This window comes from Bradyrhizobium sp. BTAi1 (assembly GCF_000015165.1).
GTDB lineage: Bacteria > Pseudomonadota > Alphaproteobacteria > Rhizobiales > Xanthobacteraceae > Bradyrhizobium > Bradyrhizobium denitrificans.
In genome coordinates, this window is the sequence record NC_009485.1 from 2,604,831 (window position 1) to 2,626,232 (window position 21,402).

Genomic DNA, 21,402 nt, shown 5'->3' on the forward strand with positions numbered 1-21,402 from the left:
GTCGCATGTCTGCCAAAGACGTCAAGTTCGCTGCCGATGCGCGCGAACGTCTCATTCGTGGAGTCGACATCCTCGCCAATGCGGTCAAGGTGACGCTCGGGCCGAAGGGACGCAATGTTCTGATCGAGAAATCCTTCGGTGCCCCCCGCATCACCAAGGATGGGGTGACGGTCGCCAAGGAGATCGAGCTCGAGGACAAATACGAGAATCTCGGCGCGCAACTGCTGCGCCAGGTGGCATCCAAGACCAACGACCTCGCCGGCGACGGCACCACGACGGCGACCGTGCTGGCGCAGGCGATCGTGCGCGAGGGCGCGAAGGCGGTGGCTGCGAGCCTCAATCCGCTCGATCTGAAGCGCGGCATCGATCTTGCCGTCGCCGAGGCGATCAAGGATATCGAGAAGCGCGCCAGGAAGGTGCAGTCGTCGGAAGAGGTCGCCCAGGTCGGCACCATCTCGGCCAACAGCGATGCTGCGGTCGGCAAGATCATCGCAACGGCCGTGAAGAAGGTCGGCAATGATGGCGTGATCACGGTCGAGGAGGCCAAGAGCCTGGAGACCGAGCTCGACGTCGTGGAGGGGCTGCAGTTCGATCGCGGCTATCTGTCTCCCTATTTCGTGACCAATTCCGACAAGCTGCTGGTCGAGTTCGAGGAGCCCTACATCCTCATCCACGAATCGAAGCTGACCTCGCTGCAGCCCTTGCTGCCGGTGCTCGAGGCGGTGGTGCAGACCGGACGTCCTCTGCTCGTGATTGCCGAGGATGTCGAGGGTGAGGCGCTGGCAACCCTGGTCGTCAACAAGCTGCGGGGCGGGTTGAAGGTGGCCGCGGTCAAGGCGCCGGGCTTTGGTGATCGACGCAAGGCCCAGCTGGAGGACATCGCGATCCTCACCGGCGGTCAGACGATTTCGCAGGATCTCGGGATCAAGCTCGAGAACGTGACGTTGTCGCAGCTCGGTCGCGCCCGTCGCATCCGGATCGACAAGGAGAACACCACGGTCGTCGGCGGTACCGGCAAGAAGAAGGACATCGACGCCCGCATTGCTCAGATCCGGGCGCAGATCGAGGAGACGACATCGGACTACGACCGCGAGAAGCTGCAGGAGCGCCTCGCCAAGCTGTCCGGTGGCGTTGCTGTCATCCGGGTCGGCGGTGCGACCGAGGTGGAGGTCAAGGAGAAGAAGGATCGGGTCGATGACGCGCTGAATGCGACTCGCGCGGCGATTGCCGAAGGCATCGTGCCCGGCGGCGGCGTGGCGCTGCTGCGTGCCAAGGCTGCGGTGAGCAAGCTGACGAATCCGAACCCCGACATCCAGGCGGGCATCCAGATCGTGCTGAAGGCGCTGGAAGCGCCGATCCGCCAGATCGCGGACAATGCCGGCGTGGAGGGCTCGATCGTCGTCGGCAAGATCCTCGAGAACCGCTCACCGACCTTCGGCTTCGATGCGCAGAAGGAAGAGTATGTCGATCTGATCGAGGCGGGGATTGTCGATCCGGCCAAGGTCGTTCGGACCGCGCTGCAGGACGCAGCCTCTGTTGCGGCGTTGATCGTGACCACGGAAGCACTGGTCGTCGAGCTGCCGAAAGAGAAGGCTGCGCTGCCTGCAGCCGGCGCGGGAGCCGATTTCTAGGGCGTTGCGATCCCAGAATCGGCGAAGGCGTGGGCGCTGTGTCCGAGGCGAAACCTCGGCGCAGCGCTCACGACTTCGAGCTTTGCAAAGAGAGCTGTGTGAGATTTCGAGACGCGCGACAAAGTCGTGGATGGTCGCTCGGCCTCGCTCAGGCGCCAGGAGGACGTGGCGATCGCGTCCAGCATACGTTCAGAGAGCAGGCCACACGATCTGACGTGGTGAAGCGGCGATCTCGTCGGCACGCAGGTCGCAGGCTCCTGAGCCTGTCGAAGGGGCGAGACGACCGAGCTGTGACCGGTCCGGTCTTGCAAGACCATGGACGTCACGCTGCCACGTCAGCGCGATCGACAGGTCGACCGCCAAGAGCAGCACGGCGGTGGTCACGAACGGGATGATCACGCGGCTGTCGGAGCGCGGCCGGTTCTCGATATCAGCCGAGCCATTCGTCATATCGGCCGCGGTTTGCGGCAATGTCAGGGGCAGCTGGGTGAAAGCAGCCATGTGATCCCTCGTGGTCCCCCGTGACCGAGCTTATCGCAGCTCATCAAGCGTGCGCTTTTGTTGCGTCCGGACTGTCCGGCAATCCGGCGCGATGTAACACCGCGGGCTTGGTGCCGTTGACCGAGAAATCTCCGACGGCTCGCTCGCGATAGATGCGTGGATTGTGGGACGCGATGGTGCGGGCATTGCGCCAATGCCGGTCCAGGCCGTTGGTCCGCTTTGCGGCGGAAGCGCCGAGTGCGTCGAACAGGATGGTCGTGGCGTCCAGCACCAGATTGCTGATGACGGTCACGGCCTGGCTGACCTCGATGTCGGCGGCGACATTGGCGGCGTCCGCGGCCTGCGCGTCGCCGGCACGATCGGCGTCATGGACGCGCTGCAGGGCCTCGGCCGTCTTCAGGGCGATGGCGCCGGCGCCGTAGGCGGCCGCGCGTACCTTTCCGACGACCTGGAGCACCTGCGGATCCTCCGCGACGCGCGTCGCATTGCCATTGGTGTAGATGCGGCGGCGCTCGGCCACCAGGCGCGACACATCGTTGGCGGCAGCCCGTCCGATGCCGGCGAGCGTCGCCAGATGCACGGTCTGGAAGAAGCCGTTGGAATAGCGGAAGCGCGTCTGCACCGGATTGATCAGGTCGTCCGGAATGACGACGTTCGTGAAGATCGCCGTGCCGCTGGCGCTGAGCGTCTGGCCGAACCCGTCCCAGTCGTCGAGGATCTCGACGCCTTCCGCGCGGGTCGGAACCAGCGCTCCGATCGGCTTGCCCTCGTCGTCGGTCGCACCGAGATTGATCCAATCGGCATAGAGCGAGCCGCTGGTGTAGTATTTCCGGCCGTTGAGGATCCAGTGGTCGCCGCTGCGGCTGAGGCGGGTCGAGGCGGCCGAAGCCTTGGCGTCGCCGGTCTCCGAAAAGCCGCTGCCGATCGTCTCGCCATTGGCGATGCGATCGAGCCACGCTGTCCGCTTCGGCGACGAGGGCGCGTTGAGGATGTCCTCGCTGAAGCCGAAATGGGAGCGGAAGGCGTTGGTGATGTTGGGGTCGGCTTCCGACAGCTCGATCAGCAGCGCGTAGAATTCGGGCAGCGTGATGCCGAGACCACCGCGCTCCAGCGGAAGGCGCAGTTTCGAGAAGCCGGCCTGCTTGAGGCTCTTGATCTCATCAACCGGCAAATGGTGGTCATTGTCGCGGGCGACGGCGGTGGCTCGCACGGACTTGAACAGCGGCCTGAACAGTGCGGCGATCTGTTCGTAGCGTGCGCTTGGTCCGGCGCCCCAGCCCTGGTCGATCTGCGTCACGATATCATTGTCTCCCGCGGCGGCTGTGAGCAGGGTCGGGGAAGCGGAGCTGGCGGACTCGCTGATCATTCTGCGGCCACCTTGATCAGGCTCTCGAGCGGGCGTCGATCGACCCAATTCGTCACATCGAAGTCGTGGTCGAGAAAGCCGAAGCTGAGCAGGAAGTCCTTGAAATGGGCGATGGCGGCGATTTGGTCGGGCTGCAGCGCGAGGTCGAGCTTGAGATGGACGTCGGCGCCATAGGCGGACGCTGCCGCTTCCTCGCTGGTGAGTACTTCCTGGGCGACGAAGCGAAGTGTCTCGGCGGGATGCTGACGGGCCCAGTCGGAGGCGCGATTGACCTGCGTCACCAGTTCCGTGGCGAGATCAGGCCGCTCCCCGATGAAGGACGCGTCGACGGTCAGCGTGCGCGGCGTACCATTGTTGATGCGGATCTTCGGATCGGGATGATGACCGGTCTCGGCGACGATGGTTGCCGCCAGCAGGTTGGAGATGGTGATGCCCTCGGCGCCCTTGACGAAGATCGCATCGACCTCGCCGCGTGCGAGTGCCGCGATCTCCTGCCAATAGGGGTGTCGTCGCGTCAGCCCGAACAGGCCGGGATCGCCCTTGTGCGTGATGATCGATTCTTCGATTGCGACATCGACCAGTTCGACGGCGCTGATCGATTTACCGATCAGCGACAGCGCCGACACGATCCCCTTCAGCGCGGTCGCGCGGTGGAAATCAATGATGTTGCCGGCGCGTCGCGGAACGCCGATGCGGCGCCCGGGCAGATCGTCGACGCTGCGCAGCGGCGAGCCGGGCAGCGCGATGATGGCCTGGTACTCGTCGACCCAGGTCAGGCCGATCAGCCTTGTGTCGCGGCCGTCGGACCGTGCCCGGATCGCGGGGATGTTGCCGCCCTGCCGGAACGACCAGCGCAGGGTATGGTTGAAGTGGCTTTCACGCACCGTCGGGTCGCGGGAGTCGGCGATCGACTTCACATCGATGCCGTATCGGCTGAACGCCTCGTCGAGCCAGCCGAAGCGGGCGGCAAGCCCGAGCGGCGAAGGCACCGGGCAGCGCGTGTACCAGATCGAGTTGTCGCCCATGCCGAAACAATCCTCCGAGATCCGATGATGACACTGCCTGAATCCGGCGTGCATCGGAGGCTAGGGAGGTCGTCGAAAGAAGTCGATAGAATGTATATACTTTTTGGCGGTGCTTGAGAGACGATTGACCGCCGGATGCTGCGGTGTGCGGAATTGATTCGGCGGCGCTGCGTCCTTCGGGGCGCCAAACGCCGCTATCAGCTCAGCGTCACGACAGTCGCGCGCGCCGGACCAGGCTGATGTCGATGATGGTGCCGGCGAGCGCAAGCTTGTCCTTGGTCGGCTCGATCCGCATGCCGTCGCGCACGGGTGTCGTACAAGCGGTGACGACCTTGCCGTCGATGCGGACCGCGCAGATGTCGCACAGGCCACGGCGGCAGGACAGCAGGAAGGCAAGCGCCGGGTCCGTGTTGCGCTGGATCCAGGCCAGCGCGGTGCTGGCCGAGACCTCGTCCCAGCTCGTGGCCGCGAGCCCGGCCTCAGCTGGCGATGGCAGATCGATCGTTTCCCAATCATCCTTGGCGCCGCCGGCGCGGCGCAGATGGATCCTCGTCATGCCGCAGGGCTCACCAGTGAAAAGGCGACCGGGTCGAAGCGGTGCGTGAGCCGGCCGGACACGTTGCGGACGAGACCGTGAGCGAGTGGTTCGTCGGATGTCTTCGGCGCGTCGCGCCGCCGATGTGCGCCGATCGAAACCGCGCGTGCGTCGGCCGACAGCAGCGCGGACTCGAGCACAATTGCGGCCGCCTGGCATTCGAGCGCGTCGGTCCAGTCCCGGTTCCAGCGCCGCTCCGACTGCCGCGCCGACAGGTTGGGAATATCGGTGGTGACGATTGCAGCAAGCTCGTCCAGCCCGGCGCGGATCGTCGCCCCGTCGCGTACCGGCGACAACGCGCGCTCCGCGAGCCGGGTGAGGCGCGACCTGGTTTCTGCCGGCACGGCGCCATCGCGTCGGCCGAGCGGCGCCAGGGTGCGATCGATGATCTCGTCCTCGTTGGCTGGTCGCGCCCGTGTCGGATGCTTTTGCGCAAATTGCGCAGCGGCGATGCCGGCTGTTTTTCCCTGCACCAGAACCTGGGCGCCGGCATTGCCGGACAGGCGATTGCCGCCATGCAGACCGCCGGCTGTTTCGCCGCCAGCAAACAGCCCGGGCACGGCCGTCTCGCCGAGATCATTGATCCTGACGCCGCCGATCGAAAAGTGGGCGGCCGGAGCGACCTCGATGGCATGGCCGGCGCGGATCCGCTCGACCAGCGGCGTCATGTCGAATCCTTCCCAGCGCCAGTCGGCCGAGACGGTCTGTGAGATGCGGAAGAAATTGTCGATGATGTCGCGCGGCAGATGCGCCCAGGACAGGTAGACCCCGCCGTTCGGGCTGCCGCGCCCTTCGGCGACTTCATTGGCGCTGGCGAAGGCGACCATGTCGCGCGTCGACAGCTCCATGCGCTCGGGGTCCCAGCGGGCCATGAAGCGCTCGCCATATTTATTCAGGAGCCAGGCGCGGATGCCGCTTTGCGGACCGAGGATCCAGGGAAACTGCAGGCCGCGCCACATTTCAGGGGCGACGAGGCAGCAAGGCAGGAACTGCAGCATCTCCATTTCGATCAGCTCGGCGCCGGCCGCGAGCGCCATGGCAGCGCCGTCGCCAGTGAGCTCTTCGGGGGCCGTGCGCAGTGACCAGTTCGATGTCGCGCCTCCGCTTGCCAGCACGACCGCATTGGCGGTGAAGCAGCGGACCTCGCCGGTGGCGCGATCGAGCCCGGCCACGCCGACGACCCGGCCGTCGCGGTCCTGCAGCAGCCCGGTTGACTGGAAGTGCTCGAGGAAGCGGACGCCGCTGTCGGCCGCAGCCTGCACCTGAACGCGCTGAATATCAGGCCCGGCAATGTGCACGCCGCGGCCGGAGGTGTGGCCGGGGGCGCGGGTCATGATCTTGATCGGCGTCTTCAGCGCAGAGAGACGCGCGATCTCCGCGCCGATGCCGGTGACCATGGATTGCACCAGCGACTGGTCGCCGAGAAACTGTCCAGCCTTCAGTGTGTCCAGCAGAAAGTCGTCCTCGCGGTCCGAGGCGTCGCCCGGCAGTCCGAGGGCTTGCAGCGTCTGCCCGGCGATCGATACGCCGCCGCCGGTCGTGATGGTGGCGCCGGTCCGTCCGGCCATTCCCTTGTTGACGACCAGGACGCTGGCTCCCCGGTTCCGTGCGTGCCACGCAGCCGTCAGCCCGGCGGCGCCACTGCCCACGACGATCACGTCGAACGCCTGCATGGCTGGTCTCATATGCTCCAAACGTTGAGAGATTCGACAGGATCATTCCACAAAGCCATCTCGGATGAGAAGGCGTCTCGAAATGTTCTATAGTAGATGAGCTGAGTAGATCATCAAAGTCAACCATCGTGCAGAATTACAAATAGACCCGATTGAACCGCACTCTCGGGCTCTCCATGGGCCCCTGCGTTTCCGCAGTTGGGTTTTGAGCGACCTCGGCGACAAGCCGGAGCACGGAGCGAATTTCGCGGATGATAGCGTACGTCGCATTCCCAGCGTCTGCGTCCGAGACGGGACCGGCGCCGCCCAACCATATGGATCCCTTGATGGGACGAGTTGTGGAATAAATGATGACGTGCATCTCTCTGCGGAGAGTAGAGAGCAGAGCTTTCCATCCTTAATAAGTAGATTGAAAAACTAAACTATTGCTCTTGCGGTCGGGTGACCGATAGCGTTGCCGTGCCTAGGCTCATGGCCTGCCATCGTCAAAGGTCTTGTCGTTGTCGATGCTGAGCGTACGCCGCTGGTGAAGAGAAGTCGTTCGATATGACGAGTTTGCGTTTTGCGCGATGAGCGGCAGGCTGCCCGATTGGTACCGGCGCCGCAAATCAGAGCAATCGCTGATGGAAGGCAGATTGGCGCGTGCGGCGACAGCTTCATCTCAACATCAACATCCTGAACTCCGGCTTTCATGGCGCCGCGTGGCGGGCATCATCAGCTGGGCCCGACGCGTTCGTGGACGTCGGCCACTACGTGACCACGGCCAAGATCGCTGAGCGCGCGGCCTTCGATGCGGTCTTCCTTGCCGATACACCCTCGGTCACCGATCGCCCGGAATATCGGCCGTTTCAGGCGCTGGAGCCGACCATCATTCTCGCCACCGTCGCCGCGCACACAAGGCACATCGGCCTGATCGGCACCGCGTCGACCACCTACAATGATCCCTACAATCTGGCGCGTCGCTTCGCCTCGCTCGACCTCGCCAGCGGCGGGCGGGCCGGATGGAACGTGGTGACGACGGCCGATGCGGCAGCGTCGCGCAATTTCGGCCTCGATGGCGCGGTGGCCCATGCCAGCCGCTACGAGCGGGCGGCCGAGTTCACCGCGGTGGTGAAGGCGCTGTGGGACAGCTGGGAGGACGGCGCCTTGATCGGCGATCGCGCGACGGCGCGGTTTCTCGATCTCGACCGGTTGCACGCGATCGATCATGCCGGCCCCTACTACAAGGTCCGTGGGCCTCTCAACGTGCCGCGCTCGGCCCAGGGGCATCCGGTGGTGCTGCAGGCCGGCGGCTCTGGCGACGGCCGTCATCTTGCCGCGCTGCATGCGGAGGCGATCTTTTCCGTCGCCCACACGCCGGAGGAGGGACGTGCCTTCGCCGCGGATATCCGCAGCCGTGCGGCGAAGTTCGGACGAGGGCCGGATGAGATCCTGTTTCTGCCGGGGCTGTCGACCGTGATCGGCGGCACCGAGGCCGAGGCCAGGCGTCGCGAGGAGGAGCTGTGGGACTTGCTGCCGATCGACTACGCGCTGGGCCGCCTCGCCGGCCTGCTACAGATCGATCAGGAGCGGCTCGCGCTGGACCGGGAGCTGCCTGACGATCTGCCGGTGCCGATCGACGGCATGCAGACCTTCTTCGGCGCGACCGTCCATGTGGCGCGGCGCGACCGGCTCACGGTGCGTCAACTCATCCGCAAGCTCGGCGGCAGCACCGGGCATCGCCAGTTGGTCGGGACCCCGGAACAGATCGCGGATGATATTGCAGCTTGGTTCGAAACCGGCGGTGCCGACGGCTTCAATCTGATGCCGGACGTGCTGCCCGACGGCCTGGAGACCTTCGCTGATCATGTCGTGCCGCTGCTGCGGCGCAAGGGGATCTTCCGTGACGGCTACGAGGGACAGACGCTGCGTGATCATTTCGCGCTGCCGCGACCGGTCGGACGGTTCACGGCAGCGCGTGAAGCATCATTGGGGCAAGCACAGCAGATCGCCTGACGCGCGGGCGCGCTCAAGCACGGCGCAGATCGCGTCGATCAGCACTTTATTGGAGCACACGGGATGATGAGTCTTTCGAGCAATCGTGCCGAGCCTTCTCCAGGATACGGACGGCGCAGCATCAGTGCGGGGTTGTTCGCGGCTGCGGCGCTGTGCTCCATCATAACGCCGGCCGCGGCTGCCGAGGACGACAAGCGCGGCGGCATCATCCGCTACGGTCACTATCAGGAGCCGCCTTGCCTCTATGCCGGCTGGGTCCAGGCCGGCTACATCCAGCGCCAATATGCCGACAATCTGGTGGCGCGAACCCATGACGGGCAGATCGTGCCCTGGCTCGCGACGGACTGGTCGATCTCCGAGGACAATCTCACCTACGTCTTCAAGATCAAGCCCGGGGTGACGTTCCACGATGGCACCGTGCTCGACGCCAAGGCCATCGTGACCAATTTCGAACGCTGGCTTTCGAACGATCCCGACAAGGTCAACCGCAACGGCAAGCTCTATATCGGCGAGTACATCCGTTCCGTGACGGCGCCGGAGCCGTTGACCTTGAAGATCGAACTCGCCCGGCCGTATCAGCCGTTCCTGACGGTGCTGTCGACCTATTTCTTCGGAATCCTGTCTCCGACCGCGCTCGAACGCGGACCGAAGGAGCTCTGCGAGCATCCGGTCGGCTCGGGACCATTCGCGGTCGAGACCTGGAATCACGGCCAGAACGTAATCCTCAAGCGCAACCCCAACTACAATTCGGCTCCCGCGACCGCCAAGCATCAGGGCCCGGCCTATGTCGACGGCATCGTCTGGAAGTTCCTGAAGGACAGCACCGTTCGCTACGGCTCGCTGGTCGCCGGCGAATCCGACGCGATCTACGACATTCCCGCGGTGGACTGGGCCGACGCGCAGAAGCGGTTCAAGGTGATCCAGGACATCACCGGCGGCACGCCGACGCGGCTCCAGCTCAACACGGCGCGTCCGCCCTTCGACGACGTGCGCGTAAGGCGGGCCTTCGCCTATGTCGCGGAGCGGCGCAAGGCGGTCGAGGTCTCGTTCCAGGGCTCGATCCCGTTCAATGCCAATGGAGCGCTGAGCATCAGCACGCCAGAACATCTCAAGGACCTCGCAGACTCCTATCCCTACGATCCTGATCGCGCCAATCGCCTGCTCGACGACGCGGGCTGGACTGCACGGAGCCGTGACGGCATCCGCACCAAGGATGGCAAGCGGCTGACGGTGCGGCTGCTGTATGCGGGGGGCTCGCTGATCACGCCCGATGGCGTCTCGGTGCTGCAGATCCTGCAGGATCAGGCGCGCAGCGCCGGCTTCGACATCGTGCTCAAGCCGATTCCGCAGGCCGACTGGTTCGCCGGCAAGGGACGCGGCATCGATGACTACGAGGCGCAGCCGGCCTACTGGGTTGCGTCCTCCGCGGAGATCCTCAAGATCTCCTGGCGGCCGGACCAGAACGGCGTCATCAACGCCAACAACGCGTCGCGCTTCCAGCCGCCCGAACTGTGGACGCTGATCGAAGAGGCCGACCGGACCTTCGACGACAAGGTGCGGTTGCGCCTGTACGAGGACGCCCAGCGCGTGATCGTCGACAATGCCGCCGTCGTCGGACTGTTTCCGCTGACGGTGTCGATCGCGAGCCAGCCCAAGCTCAAGGACATCTGGATTTCGAGCCGTGTCAGTGAGCCCGTGTTCCACGATGCGTATTTCGAAAAATGAGCGCGGCCGGACGATCTGCATTAGCGCCCGGTCCGGTCGTGATCTGGCGCCGCTGGCTTGGGCCCACTGTGCGGCGGCTGCTCGGGGCGATCGCCGTGTTCTGGGCGGTGGCGAGCTTCACCTTCTGCATCCAGGCGCTGCTGCCGGGTGATCGCGCCGAGCTCATTCTCAACGTGGCGGCCGGGACCTTCACCCAGCCGACCGCCGCGGAGCTCGCCAAGGTCAACGCCAAATACGGCTTCGATGCGCCGCTCGTGGTGCAGTATCTGCGCTATCTCGGCGGGCTCGTCCAGGGCGATCTCGGCGCTTCCTATCAAAGTCATCGTCCTGTGCTGCACATCATCGCCGAACAGGTGCCGCCGACGATCGGGCTCACGCTGTCGGCGCTTCTGCTGGGCTGGATCATTGCGATTGTTCTGACGGTGCCGACGGCCGGCCGTCATGATCCATTGTCGCGCGCGGTCGCATCCTTCCAGGTCGCGGCGGCGGTGGCGCCGCCGTACTGGATCGGCTCGATTCTGCTGGTGGTGCTCGCGGTGAAGCTCCGTCTCGTTCCGGTCGAAGGCGGCTCGGGACTGTCCGGCGTCGCGCTGCCGGCACTGGCGCTGGCGATCCCGCTGTCCGGTTTCATCGGCCAGGTCATCCGCGAGGAGTTCGCCCGCGTGCTGGATCAGCCCTTCGTGATCTCGGCGCGGATGCGCGGCATGAGCGATCTCGGCGTCCGGCTGCTGCATGTGCTGCGTCATGCGGTGCTGCCCGGCATTACGCTGTCCGGCTGGGCGCTCGGCGCGCTGTTCTCCGGCGCCGCGGTGATCGAGACCGTGTTCGCGCGGCCCGGCCTCGGCGGGCTCCTGGTCGCGGCGACCTCGGCGCGGGACGTGCCGCTGGTCACCGGCATCATCGTCGCGTCCGCCGGCATGTACATCATCGCCAATCTGCTGGTCGACATCGCCTATCCCATCATCGATCCGCGGATCAAAGCCTCATGACCAGCACCAGCGATCTGATCTCCGACCGCCCGGTGCTGCCGGTCCAGCTCTTGCGCCGGCTGGCGGACGTCGTCGCCGTCATCCGCAGCGTGCCTGTGAGCGTGTATCTCGCAGCGGCCATCATCATGCTGTACATCCTGGCCGCTGTGACGCCCGAGCTGCTGCAGAGTCATGCGCCGTTCCGCACCGATCTCCGCGCCACCCTCCAGCCGCCGTCATTCGCCCATCTGCTCGGGACCGATCAGTCCGGGCGCGATCTTTATTCGCGCGTCGTGGAGGGCACGCGGCAATCCCTGGCCATCGGCCTGGGCGCCACGGCGCTGAGCACCACGCTTGCGCTGATCCTTGGCGTGTCCGCCGGTCTCGCCGGTCGCGTCGTCGACGGGGTGATCAGCCGCCTGCTCGAGGTGCTGTTCGCCTTTCCGAACCTGTTCCTCGGCCTTTTGCTGATCGCCGTGTTCGAGGCCACGACAACGACGCTGATCTTTGCGGTCGGCGTCGGCACCGCGCCTGGCTATGCGCGAATGGTTCGCGGCCAGTTTCTGGCGGTGAAGGGCGCCGGCTATGTCGAGGCGGCGCGGGCGCTGGGGCATCCGTATTGGCGCATCGTGCTGCGCCACATCTTCCCCAACGCGATGCGGCCGCTGGTCGCGATGATCACCCTGGGCTTCGGCCAATCGATCGTCTGGGCGTCCAGCCTCGCCTTTCTCGGTCTCGGCGTCGCGCCTCCCTCGCCGGAATGGGGCGCGCTGCTCGACGCCGGCCGTCAATTCGTGACGCGCGCCTGGTGGCTCGAGGTGATGCCGGGACTGGCGATCATCGTGTTCGCGCTGTCGGTCACCGTGATCGGCCGCCATCTGCAGCAACGCCTGGAAGGCCGGGTGAGAGTGCTGTGAGCGGGACGGCCGCAGCACGCTCGGACGGAGGGAGCGATGACAGACACTCTTGAACATGGCGCACGGCCGGCACGAGCTGTCGACGCGCGCGCCAATGCTGCGGCGCCGCGGCTGCTGGACGTTGCAAATCTCCAGGTCTCCTTCGGCCGCGGTGCGCATCACGTCGCGGCGGTGAAGGGCGTGTCGTTCTCGCTGCACCAGGGACGCTGTCTCGCGATCGTCGGTGAATCCGGATCGGGCAAGAGCGTGACGGCGCGCAGCCTCGTCGGACTTCCGGGCACCGGTGCAACGCTGCACGCCGACCGTCTCGCCTTCGACGGACGCGATCTGACCCGGCTGAGCCACCGCGCCTGGCGCGCCTTCAGGGGCAAGGAGATCGGCTTCGTGCTGCAGGACGCATTGGTCTCGCTCGATCCGCTGCGGCCGGTCGGCGCGGAGATCGCCGAAGGCCTGCGGCTGCATGGTGCCGCCCGCTCGCGGGAGGAGCGCGCGCAGCGCGTCGTCGATCTGCTCAGGCTGGTCGGCGTGCCGGAACCCGAATTGAAGGCGCGCCAGCTGCCGCAGCAGCTCTCCGGCGGCCAGCGCCAGCGCGCCCTGATCGCCGCAGCGCTTGCGCTCGATCCGCGTCTGTTGATCGCCGATGAGCCGACGACCGCGCTCGACGTCACCATTCAGGCGCAGGTCCTGGCGCTGCTGGAGGAGACTCGCGCGCGTGGCAAGGCGCTGATCCTCATCAGTCATGACCTGGCCGTCGTGTCCCGCATGGCCGACGAGGTGCTGGTCATGCGCGACGGCGAGGTGGTCGAGCGCGGCGTCGCGGAGCAGATCTTCTCCGATCCCCGCCATGACTATACGCGCCGGCTGATCGCAGCGATCCCGTCGGCGCATTCGCGCGGCAGCAGGCTCGCGCCATCCTCGGCGCCACGCTTCGACACGAGCAGCGCTGCGCTCGATCCGCGGCACGCTGCGGCGGCACCGGAGATCCTGCTGCGTGCCGATGGCTTGGTGAAGCGCTTTGCCGGACCCGATCGCAGCGTGCACACGGCCGTCGACGGCGTCTCCTTCGAGCTGCGCCGCGGCGAGACGCTCGGCATCGTCGGCGAGTCCGGGTCGGGCAAATCGACGGTGGCGCGGCTGGTGATGGCCTTCGAGCCGCCCGACGTGGGATCGGTGACGCTGCTCGGCGAGGATTGGGGCACGCTCCCTGAGGCCGCGCGGCGCCGCCGCCGTCGCGACATCTCGATCGTCTATCAGGATCCGCTCAGCTCCTTCGATCCGCGCTGGACCGTCGGACGCATCCTGGACGACGCGCTGCCCGATGATGAGCCCGACCGGCGCGGGCGGATCGCGGAGCTGTTCGCGCTGGTCGGCTTTTCCGGCTCGCTCGCGCATCGGCGTCCGCTCGAATTGTCGGGCGGCCAGCGACAGCGGCTGGCAATCGCGCGCGCGGTGGCGCCGCGGCCGCGCCTGATCGTCTGCGACGAGCCGGTCTCCGCGCTCGATGTCTCGATCCAGGCCCAGGTGCTCGACCTGCTCGGTGATCTCAAGGCCGAGCTCGGGGTCAGCTATCTCTTCATCTCGCACGATCTCGGCGTCGTGCATCACATCAGCGACCGCGTCCTGGTGATGAATCTCGGCCGCGTCGTGGAAAGCGGCGAGGCAGACGAGATCTTCCTCAAGCCGCGTGTCGACTACACCAAACGTCTCGTCGCCGCGGTGCCGCGCCTGGCGCATCGTGCGGCGGGCGATCATCCAACCCCTCGCGCTTCGGGAGCCGTCGCATGACCGCGCTTGCATTCAATGCCTTCGTGATGAACACGGTCTCGCATATCCAGCATGGGCTGTGGCGTCACCCGGACGCACAGCAGGCCGATTTCGAGGACGTCAATTTCTGGATCGAACTCGCCCGGACGCTGGAGGCCGGGCTGTTCGATGCCATCTTCTTCGCCGATGTCGTCGGCGTCTATGGCCCGGTGGGCGGCGACTACACAGTCAATGCCCGCGAGGGCCTGCAGATCCCGAGCAACGACCCGTCGGTGCTACTGTCGGCGCTCGCGGTCAACACCGAGCATCTCGGCCTTGCCTTCACCAGCTCGGTGCTGCAGGCGCATCCGTTCGAGTTCGCTCGCCGCGCCTCCACGCTCGATCACATCAGCAAGGGCCGGGTCGCCTGGAACATCGTGACCTCGACGATGGAGAACGCGGCGCGCAATTTTGGCCTCGACCGGCTGACGGCTCATGATGAGCGCTACGTCTGGGCGGAGGAATATCTGGAGGTCGCCTTCAAGCTCTGGGAGGGATCGTGGGAAGACGATGCCCTGCGCAAGGATCGGTACCGCGGCGTCTTTTCCGACGCCAGCCGCATCCATCGCATCAATCATGTCGGCAAGCGCTACCGCGTCGAAGGGCCACATCTGCCATCGCCCTCGCCACAGCGCACGCCGCTGCTGTTCCAGGCCGGCTCGTCGCCGGCGGGCCGGGCCTTTGCCGCGCGCAATGCCGAGGCGCAGTTCATCTCGACGCCCAACCCTCAGACCGCGAAAGAGCTGATCACGGAGACCCGCGACCTGGCCGAGCGCGCCGGCCGGCGGCGTGACGACATCAAGTTCTTCCAGGGCTTTGCCTTCGTCATCGGCAGCACCGAGGCCGAGGCGAAGCGCAAGGAGGCGGAGCTCGATTCCTATCTCAGCGTCGACGGCTTTCTCGCCCATTCCAATCTCGGCGTGTCGCAGGATGACGGCCGGCCGCTGCCGCCTGAAACCCTGCTGAAGGATATCGAGACAAATGGCGGGCGCAGCCATATCGAATGGCTGCGCAAGCGCGATCCGAACCGCGAGCCGACCGTCGGCGATCTCGGCCAACTGGTCTCCAAGCGCCACCCGCGGCTGGTTGGTACGCCGGAGCAGATCGCCGATGCTCTCGCGCTCTGGCAGCAGGCCGGCATCGATGGCGTCAACCTGATCAACTGGATCATCCCAGGTTCCTATCAGGAGTTCAACGCGCATCTTCTGCCCGAATTGCAGAGGCGTGGGCTCGCCAAGCGTGAATACGCGCCGGGGACGCTGCGCCGCAAGCTGTTCGGCCGCGACCGGCTCGACGAGCGTCATCCCGGCGCGCGCTGGCGCGGCGCCTTCGCGCGCAGCTTTGCCGCGGAATGACGCTCAGTCCCGTCCCTGCCATGGCACCAGCACACGCTGCACGACGCGCAGCGCCAGTTCGAGCGCGAAGGCGATGACGGCGATCACAAGGATGCCGAGCACAACCACGTCGGTCACCAGGAAGTCCGAGGCGCCCTTGATCATGAAGCCGAGGCCGCGCGTGGCCGCCACCAGCTCGGCGGCGACCAGCGTCGCCCAGCCGGTGCCGAGGCCGATGCGGATCCCGGTCAGGATGGACGGCAGCGCATGCGGCAGCAGGACGAGACCGATGACCTGCCACCGGCTGGCGCCCAGTGACCGGGCGGCGTTGACCCGGTCCGGCGCCACCGAGCGCAGGCCGTCGACGGTCGCGATCACGATCGACGGCAGGATGCCGAGATAGATCACGAGCACCTTGGCGAACTCGCCGATGCCGAACCAGATGATGACGAGGGGAAGGTAGGCCAGCGGCGGGATCGGCCGGTAGAATTCGAGCAAGGGCTCGATGATGCCGCGGGCCCTGGGGCTGAGCGCGATGGCGAGGCCCGTGAGCGTGCCGACGACAATCGCCGCGAGCAGCGCGGCCACGATGCGGGCGAGGCTCGCCAGCGTATGCTGAATCAGCGTCGCGCCTTCGAAGCCGTCGGCCGATACCGATATGAGCTTGCCGAGAACGGCGAGGGGCGATGGCAGGAACAGCGGCGGGACGATCTGCGCGGCTGCAACCAGCCACCACAGTGCAAACAGCCCGGCCACCGTCGCAATCGTGGTGAGCGCCAGGGCAGGGCCGCGTGCCCTGGTGCTGCGATCTTCCGTGGCCGTTGCCGGCACGGCGCTGCTCTGCGGGTCGGCGGCAAATTCGGCCTCGCTCACGCGGCGTCTCCGATCGGCTCGTGGCGCGCGAGGATCAGCGCCTTCACCTGCTCGCGGGTTCTGGAAAACTCCGGATCCTGCCGGATCACGCTGGACGCTTCGCCCGCCGCATAGCGCCGGCTGAAGCCGAGCTCGAACGAGGCGATCACGCGTCCCGGACGCGGCGACATCACCAGCAGGCGGGTGGCGAGGAACACCGCCTCCTCGATGCCGTGGGTGATGAAGAAGATGCTCTTGCCCGTGCGCGACCAGACGTCGAGGATCAGCTCCTGCATCTGCTCGCGCGTGAGTGCATCGAGAGCGCCCAGCGGCTCGTCCATCAGCAGCACCTGCGGATCGGCCGCAAGCGCCCGGGCCACGCCGACCCGCTGGCGCATGCCGCCGGACAACTCCCAGATCCGGCGCGCCTCCATGCCTTCGAGGCCGACGAGCCGAAGGATCTCCGCAGCACGCTGCCGCCGCTCCGCCTTGCCGACGCCTTTTAGCCGCAGGCCGAAGGCGACGTTGTCGATGACGTTCAGCCACGGCAGCAAGGCGCCGTGCTGGAACACGACGCCACGCTCGGCGCCTGGGCCAGTGATGGGCGCTCCCTTGAACGTCGCGCGACCTCGGCTCGGCGTGAGAAAGCCCGCCATCAGGTTGAGCAACGTCGTCTTCCCACAGCCCGACGTTCCCAGGGCGACGACAAACTCGCCCGGATCGATGTCGAGCGAGATGCGATCGAGCGCCGTGACGGCGTCAGACCCGTGACCAAATCGCACGACGATGTCGTCAAGCGAAAGCAGCGGCATGGCAGCGTTCCCGTTCGCTCGCGCCCCGGCGCCGAATGGCGCCGAGGCGCGATGCGTGAAGGCTCAGTTCGATGCGGCCACGGCCTTGACGAACTCCACCGTCACGGTGGCGTCATAGCTCGGCAGCAGGGCGTCGACCTTCTTCTGCTCCTTGAGGAAGGCAGCAGTCGCCTTGATGGCCTCGACCGTCCCCTTGCCGAGCAGCGTATCGGAAGCCTGTTCGGCGGCGAGTGGATAGTAATTGCCTGCAATCTGCTCGGAAACCTCCTCAGGCTTGGCGCCGGTGAAGTCCGCGATCTTCTTCGCCTCGGCGGTCCCGGGACCGAATGCCGAAGGATCGCGCCGATAGCGCGCGAAGGCGTCGAGCGTCACCCGGGCGAAGGCCTTGACAACGTCCGGATGTTTGGCTGCGAAGTCGTTGCGGACGATCCAGGCGTCGAAGGTCGGTCCCCCCAGCTTGGCGACCTCGCTGGACGTGATCAGGACCTTGCCGGTCTTCTTCGCGCTCGCCAGCGCCGGGTCCCAGACATAGGTGGCATCGATGTCGCCGCGCGCGAAGGCTGCGGCGATTTCCGGCGGCTGCAGGTTGAGAATGTTCACCTTGGCCGGGTCGATGTTCCAATGTTTCAAGGCGAACAGCAGGCTGTAATGCGTGGTCGAGACGAACGGCACGGCCACCTTCTTGCCGGCGAGATCCTTGGGCTCCGCGATCCCCGCACCGTTGCGCACCACCAGGGCCTCGGCGTCGCCGATCAGGTCCGCGATCAGGAAGGCCTTGATCGGAAGCCCGCGCGTGACGCCGGCGGCGAGCGGACTCGAGCCGGCGTAGCCGATATCGACCGCACCCGAGGCGAGTGCGGCAATCACGCTCGCTCCCGATTCGAACTTCCGCCATTCGATCGTGGCGCCGGTCGCCTTCTCATAAGCGCCGTCGACGATGGCCACTTGCGAGGGGCTCGGCGGCGTCTGATAGGCGATCCGAATGGGATCGGCCGCCTTGGCCTGCACGACAGAAGCGAACACCGCCGCAGCGACGACGATGTGAGAGATTCTCATGATGCGATCCTCCAGGACTCCAGAGACGACAGTCAATCCTTGCGCGCAGCAACCTAGGACCGTCGTCGATATTAATCCACTATTTTGATAGTATGATCGTCCGTCGAATTCCGACCTCCGGTGTGCCTGGTTGAATTTGAGCATTGCCGTCTCTCAATCGCGGCAGGGCTGAAAAACGATGCTCTCAACGTCGACATCTTTGAAAGCATCTGATTGACGAAACGCATTAGCGTTACGGCTGCGTCGAGATGAGCCGCGGCGCGGCCGGTCGATTCGTTCAGCGCCGGAGTTCGGACCGGTGTTATCGACGATTGGGCGTGAGGAGCGAGCGCGAATGGCGCCCCCGCTGCGATTCGGAGTCTGGGGTCTCACGCATGGCAGCTGGGCCTCCCGCCACCATCCGCTTGATCCGCCCGATGCCTCCTGGGAGCGCGTGCGTCGGCAGATCCTGGATGCCGAGGCGCTGGGATATGATTCCACGCTTCTGGCGCAACACATCATCCATCCGAGCGGAGACGAGCAGGATCTGCTGGAGACCTGGACGGGGGCAGCCGCTCTTGCCGCGGTCACCGACAGGATCGAGCTGATTGCTGCCATCAAGCCTCTGTTGTTTCAGCCGGTCGTGCTCGCCAAGATGGCGTTGCAGATCGAGAATATCTCCGGCGGCCGTTTCGGCATCAACCTCGTCAACGCTTGGTATCGTCCGGAGCTCGAACGATCCGGTATCGGTTTTCCCGAGCACGATGAGCGCTACGCGTATGGCCGCGAGTGGATCGAGATCGTCGAAGGCCTGATGGCGGGCCGCCGGGTGGATTTCCAAGGCCGGCATTTCAGCGTCTCATCCTATCAGTTGCGGCCGGTCGACCACTATCGCAGCCGCCCGACCATCTATCTCGGCGGCGAGTCCGAGCCCGCGCGCGCGCTGGCGGCCGATGCCGCGGACGTCTATTTCATGAACGGACAGCCGCTCGAGGACATCAACGCCTTGATCCAGGATGTCGCACGGCGACCGCGGCGCGGCGCTCCGATCCGGTTCGGGATGGCGGCGTTCGCGATCGCTCGCGAAACGGATCAGGAGGCCGAGGCTGAGCTCGCCGACCTGTTTGCCATCGCTGAGAAGGACAAGCCGGCCCGTGCCCGACTCGTCGCCAATGCCGATCCGGAAGCGCAGATGTTCAAGACCGCGGCCAAGGAAGCGCGGGTCGGGACCAATGGCGACACGTCCGCGCGCCTCGTCGGCAGCTACGACAGCGTCGCCCGACGAATTATCGCCTTCAATGACATCGGCGTCGAGCTATTCATGCTGCAGTTCCAGCCAGTGGACGCGAACACGCGCAGCTTCGCGGAGAATGTGATTCCGCGAGTCCGCCGTCTGCGGGCCAAGGCAGCCTGAGGCGGGGCGACGATGTCGTGCTTGCCCCTGATGATCACTCGTCGATGACGGCGATGAGCGCGCCACGGTCGCTGAGTCCGGGAGAATGAGCGTCCAACCATGACTGGAATGATGGTCGCCGAGATGACGACCATGGACCGCGCGTAGCCATTCCAAAATACTCTCGGAACGTGTAGCAACATGCTTGGCTGCAATGGCATTACAACCGGACGTTTTCGTGTCTGGTCCCAGATGCTGACACCTCGTGGCCCGACGCGGGCTTGGGACCGGCACGATGAGAATAATCATCGGCGGGTCGATCCCTTATGATAAATTCTGACCTTGAGACTGTCCTAATTGCAGGCGGTCGTTCTTATTTCATCCCGGTCGCGCCTAGTTAGTTGACGGATCTGATAGAGAATTGATTTTATCGCATCTCTCTGTGTCTATTTGGATCGTCACGATGACCACACCGAACGAGACTATTGGGATCAGCAGACGCTCGTTGCTTGCTGCCGCGGCGGCCGTGGCCGGCGCCGGAGCCCTGCAGCTGTCGCCGCTTCTGCGGTCGGGTGCCTTTGCAGGTCAGTCGCTGAACCTGACGATTATCCAGCCGCATGCGATTGCCGGCGAGGTGCTGAAGAAGCTGTTCCAGGAGCAGGCGGGCGTCACGCTCAACTTCACCGTCATTCCGTACGACCAGGTTCACGCCCAGGCGACACTCGACGTCCAGTCTGGCGCCAACCGCTTTGACGTGCATGACTACTGGTATACGAGCATCGGCGCGCTGGTGGATGATAAGGTCGTCGTCGACGTGACCGACCTGATCGAGCGCGACAAGGACAAGATCAATCCCGGCGATTTCATCGGTTCGATCTATGATGCCTATACGCTGGTGAACGGCCGCCGCTACGGTTTGCCTTATGATGGTGATTCTCACGTGTTGTTCTACAACACCGAGATTCTGAAGCGGCATGGCCTGGAGGCACCAGCGACCTGGGATGCCTATTATCAGGCGGTGAAGACGATCACAGAAAAGGAGAAGGGCAACGGCATCTACGGCACCGCGCTGCTCGGCTTCAAGGTTCCGGTGATCATCGTCTCGAGCTTCGCCAATCGCCTCGCCGGGTTTGGCGGGCGGTTCCTGAAAGACGGGCGTCCGGATCTGCTGTCGGAGGAGGCCGTGGCCGCGGCGGAGGAACTGGTGCGGGTGGCGCCCTATGCGCTGCCGACGCCGTCCGAAACGGCGTTCGATCAGGCGCTGCCCGCTTTCCTGTCGGGCAAGGTCGCCTTTCTGGAGTTCTGGACCGATCTTGGCGTCCGCGCGCAAGACCCGCAGAATTCGAAGATTGTCGACAAATGGGACGTGAGCCAGCTTCCGGTCGGCGGCAAGAACAAGACGCCGACCGCGGCTCTCGATGCCGGCTTCGGCTGGGCCATCTCGACGGGTTCGACCAAGAAAGAGCTGGCCTGGGAATTCGTGCGCTGGGCGAGCTCCAGCCAGGTCGGGACCACGCTGCTGACCACGCCGAATTCCGGCATCGATCCCATCCGTCGATCCAATCTGGACAACCCAGACTACAAGGCGTTCGCGCCGAGGGTGCAGCGCGCGGCGTCGGCCGCGTTCGGCAACGCCTTGCCGTGGCCGAACGTGGCGCAGACGCCGAAGCTACTGGACGCGCTGACCGAGCAGCTCGCTCTCATTCTGGCCGGGCAGGTCAAGCCGAAGGCAGGGCTCGAGGCGGCGCAGCGTGCCTGGGAACATCTGCTTGCCTGA

The 21,402-nt window shown here is 65.5% G+C and carries 17 protein-coding genes; 9 read left to right on the forward strand and 8 right to left on the reverse strand.

Annotated features, from left to right (window positions below):
• The first annotated feature begins 5 nt into the window (after positions 1 to 5).
• Positions 6 to 1,631, forward strand: a complete 1,626-nt coding sequence (groL, locus tag BBTA_RS11755; protein ID WP_012042708.1) for a chaperonin GroEL — start codon at positions 6 to 8, stop codon at positions 1,629 to 1,631.
• Between the two features lie 189 nt (positions 1,632 to 1,820).
• Here groL and BBTA_RS11765 read toward each other — a convergent pair whose 3' ends face one another.
• The 5 genes from BBTA_RS11765 to BBTA_RS11785 all read right to left on the reverse strand — a co-directional run bounded on the left by BBTA_RS11765 (position 1,821) and on the right by BBTA_RS11785 (position 6,791).
• Entirely contained in the window at positions 1,821 to 2,132 is a 312-nt protein-coding gene (locus BBTA_RS11765) for a hypothetical protein (RefSeq protein ID WP_012042709.1), read from the reverse strand.
• 43 nt (positions 2,133 to 2,175) lie between these two features.
• Entirely contained in the window at positions 2,176 to 3,429 is a 1,254-nt protein-coding gene (locus BBTA_RS11770; protein WP_012042710.1) for an acyl-CoA dehydrogenase family protein, read from the reverse strand.
• A 65-nt stretch (positions 3,430 to 3,494) separates the two neighbouring features.
• Complete coding sequence (locus BBTA_RS11775) at positions 3,495 to 4,523, reverse strand: ABC transporter substrate-binding protein (protein WP_041750571.1); 1,029 nt, start codon at positions 4,521 to 4,523, stop codon at positions 3,495 to 3,497.
• Between the two features lie 208 nt (positions 4,524 to 4,731).
• Complete coding sequence (locus BBTA_RS11780; protein WP_012042712.1) at positions 4,732 to 5,079, reverse strand: 2Fe-2S iron-sulfur cluster-binding protein; 348 nt, start codon at positions 5,077 to 5,079, stop codon at positions 4,732 to 4,734.
• Positions 5,076 to 6,791 (reverse strand): FAD-binding protein, encoded by a 1,716-nt coding sequence (locus BBTA_RS11785; protein ID WP_041750572.1) that lies wholly within the window; start codon positions 6,789 to 6,791, stop codon positions 5,076 to 5,078. Before BBTA_RS11785 ends, BBTA_RS11780 begins: the two co-directional genes overlap by 4 nt.
• A 642-nt stretch (positions 6,792 to 7,433) precedes the next feature.
• On the opposite strand from BBTA_RS11785, the gene BBTA_RS11795 reads away from it, so the two are divergent.
• The 6 genes from BBTA_RS11795 to BBTA_RS11820 all read left to right on the forward strand — a co-directional run bounded on the left by BBTA_RS11795 (position 7,434) and on the right by BBTA_RS11820 (position 15,554).
• On the forward strand, positions 7,434 to 8,786 hold the full coding sequence (locus tag BBTA_RS11795) for an LLM class flavin-dependent oxidoreductase (protein ID WP_012042714.1): 1,353 nt from the start codon (positions 7,434 to 7,436) through the stop codon (positions 8,784 to 8,786).
• 63 nt (positions 8,787 to 8,849) lie between these two features.
• A complete protein-coding gene (locus tag BBTA_RS11800; RefSeq protein ID WP_012042715.1) occupies positions 8,850 to 10,511 on the forward strand; it encodes an ABC transporter substrate-binding protein in 1,662 nt (553 codons plus the stop codon).
• Between the two features lie 38 nt (positions 10,512 to 10,549).
• A complete protein-coding gene (locus BBTA_RS11805) occupies positions 10,550 to 11,500 on the forward strand; it encodes an ABC transporter permease (RefSeq protein WP_244424406.1) in 951 nt (316 codons plus the stop codon).
• Complete coding sequence (locus BBTA_RS11810; RefSeq protein WP_012042717.1) at positions 11,497 to 12,396, forward strand: ABC transporter permease; 900 nt, start codon at positions 11,497 to 11,499, stop codon at positions 12,394 to 12,396. Before BBTA_RS11805 ends, BBTA_RS11810 begins: the two co-directional genes overlap by 4 nt.
• A 36-nt stretch (positions 12,397 to 12,432) precedes the next feature.
• Positions 12,433 to 14,181, forward strand: a complete 1,749-nt coding sequence (locus tag BBTA_RS11815) for an ABC transporter ATP-binding protein (RefSeq protein WP_012042718.1) — start codon at positions 12,433 to 12,435, stop codon at positions 14,179 to 14,181.
• Entirely contained in the window at positions 14,178 to 15,554 is a 1,377-nt protein-coding gene (locus BBTA_RS11820; protein WP_012042719.1) for an LLM class flavin-dependent oxidoreductase, read from the forward strand. Before BBTA_RS11815 ends, BBTA_RS11820 begins: the two co-directional genes overlap by 4 nt.
• Positions 15,555 to 15,557: 3 nt before the next feature.
• Here BBTA_RS11820 and BBTA_RS11825 read toward each other — a convergent pair whose 3' ends face one another.
• From BBTA_RS11825 to tauA, 3 genes are all read right to left on the reverse strand, one after another.
• A complete protein-coding gene (locus BBTA_RS11825; RefSeq protein ID WP_012042720.1) occupies positions 15,558 to 16,406 on the reverse strand; it encodes an ABC transporter permease subunit in 849 nt (282 codons plus the stop codon).
• Positions 16,403 to 17,197, reverse strand: coding sequence for a taurine ABC transporter ATP-binding subunit (gene tauB, locus BBTA_RS11830; RefSeq protein WP_012042721.1), 795 nt, complete (start codon positions 17,195 to 17,197; stop codon positions 16,403 to 16,405). The genes BBTA_RS11825 and tauB overlap by 4 nt, the downstream gene beginning before the upstream one ends.
• A gap of 63 nt (positions 17,198 to 17,260) precedes the next feature.
• Entirely contained in the window at positions 17,261 to 18,253 is a 993-nt protein-coding gene (tauA, locus tag BBTA_RS11835; protein WP_012042722.1) for a taurine ABC transporter substrate-binding protein, read from the reverse strand.
• Between the two features lie 334 nt (positions 18,254 to 18,587).
• On the opposite strand from tauA, the gene BBTA_RS11840 reads away from it, so the two are divergent.
• Both BBTA_RS11840 and BBTA_RS11845 read left to right on the forward strand, forming a co-directional pair.
• On the forward strand, positions 18,588 to 19,646 hold the full coding sequence (locus BBTA_RS11840) for an LLM class flavin-dependent oxidoreductase (RefSeq protein WP_012042723.1): 1,059 nt from the start codon (positions 18,588 to 18,590) through the stop codon (positions 19,644 to 19,646).
• Between the two features lie 442 nt (positions 19,647 to 20,088).
• Positions 20,089 to 21,402: an extracellular solute-binding protein gene (locus BBTA_RS11845; RefSeq protein ID WP_012042724.1), complete on the forward strand. Its 1,314-nt coding sequence runs from the start codon at positions 20,089 to 20,091 to the stop codon at positions 21,400 to 21,402.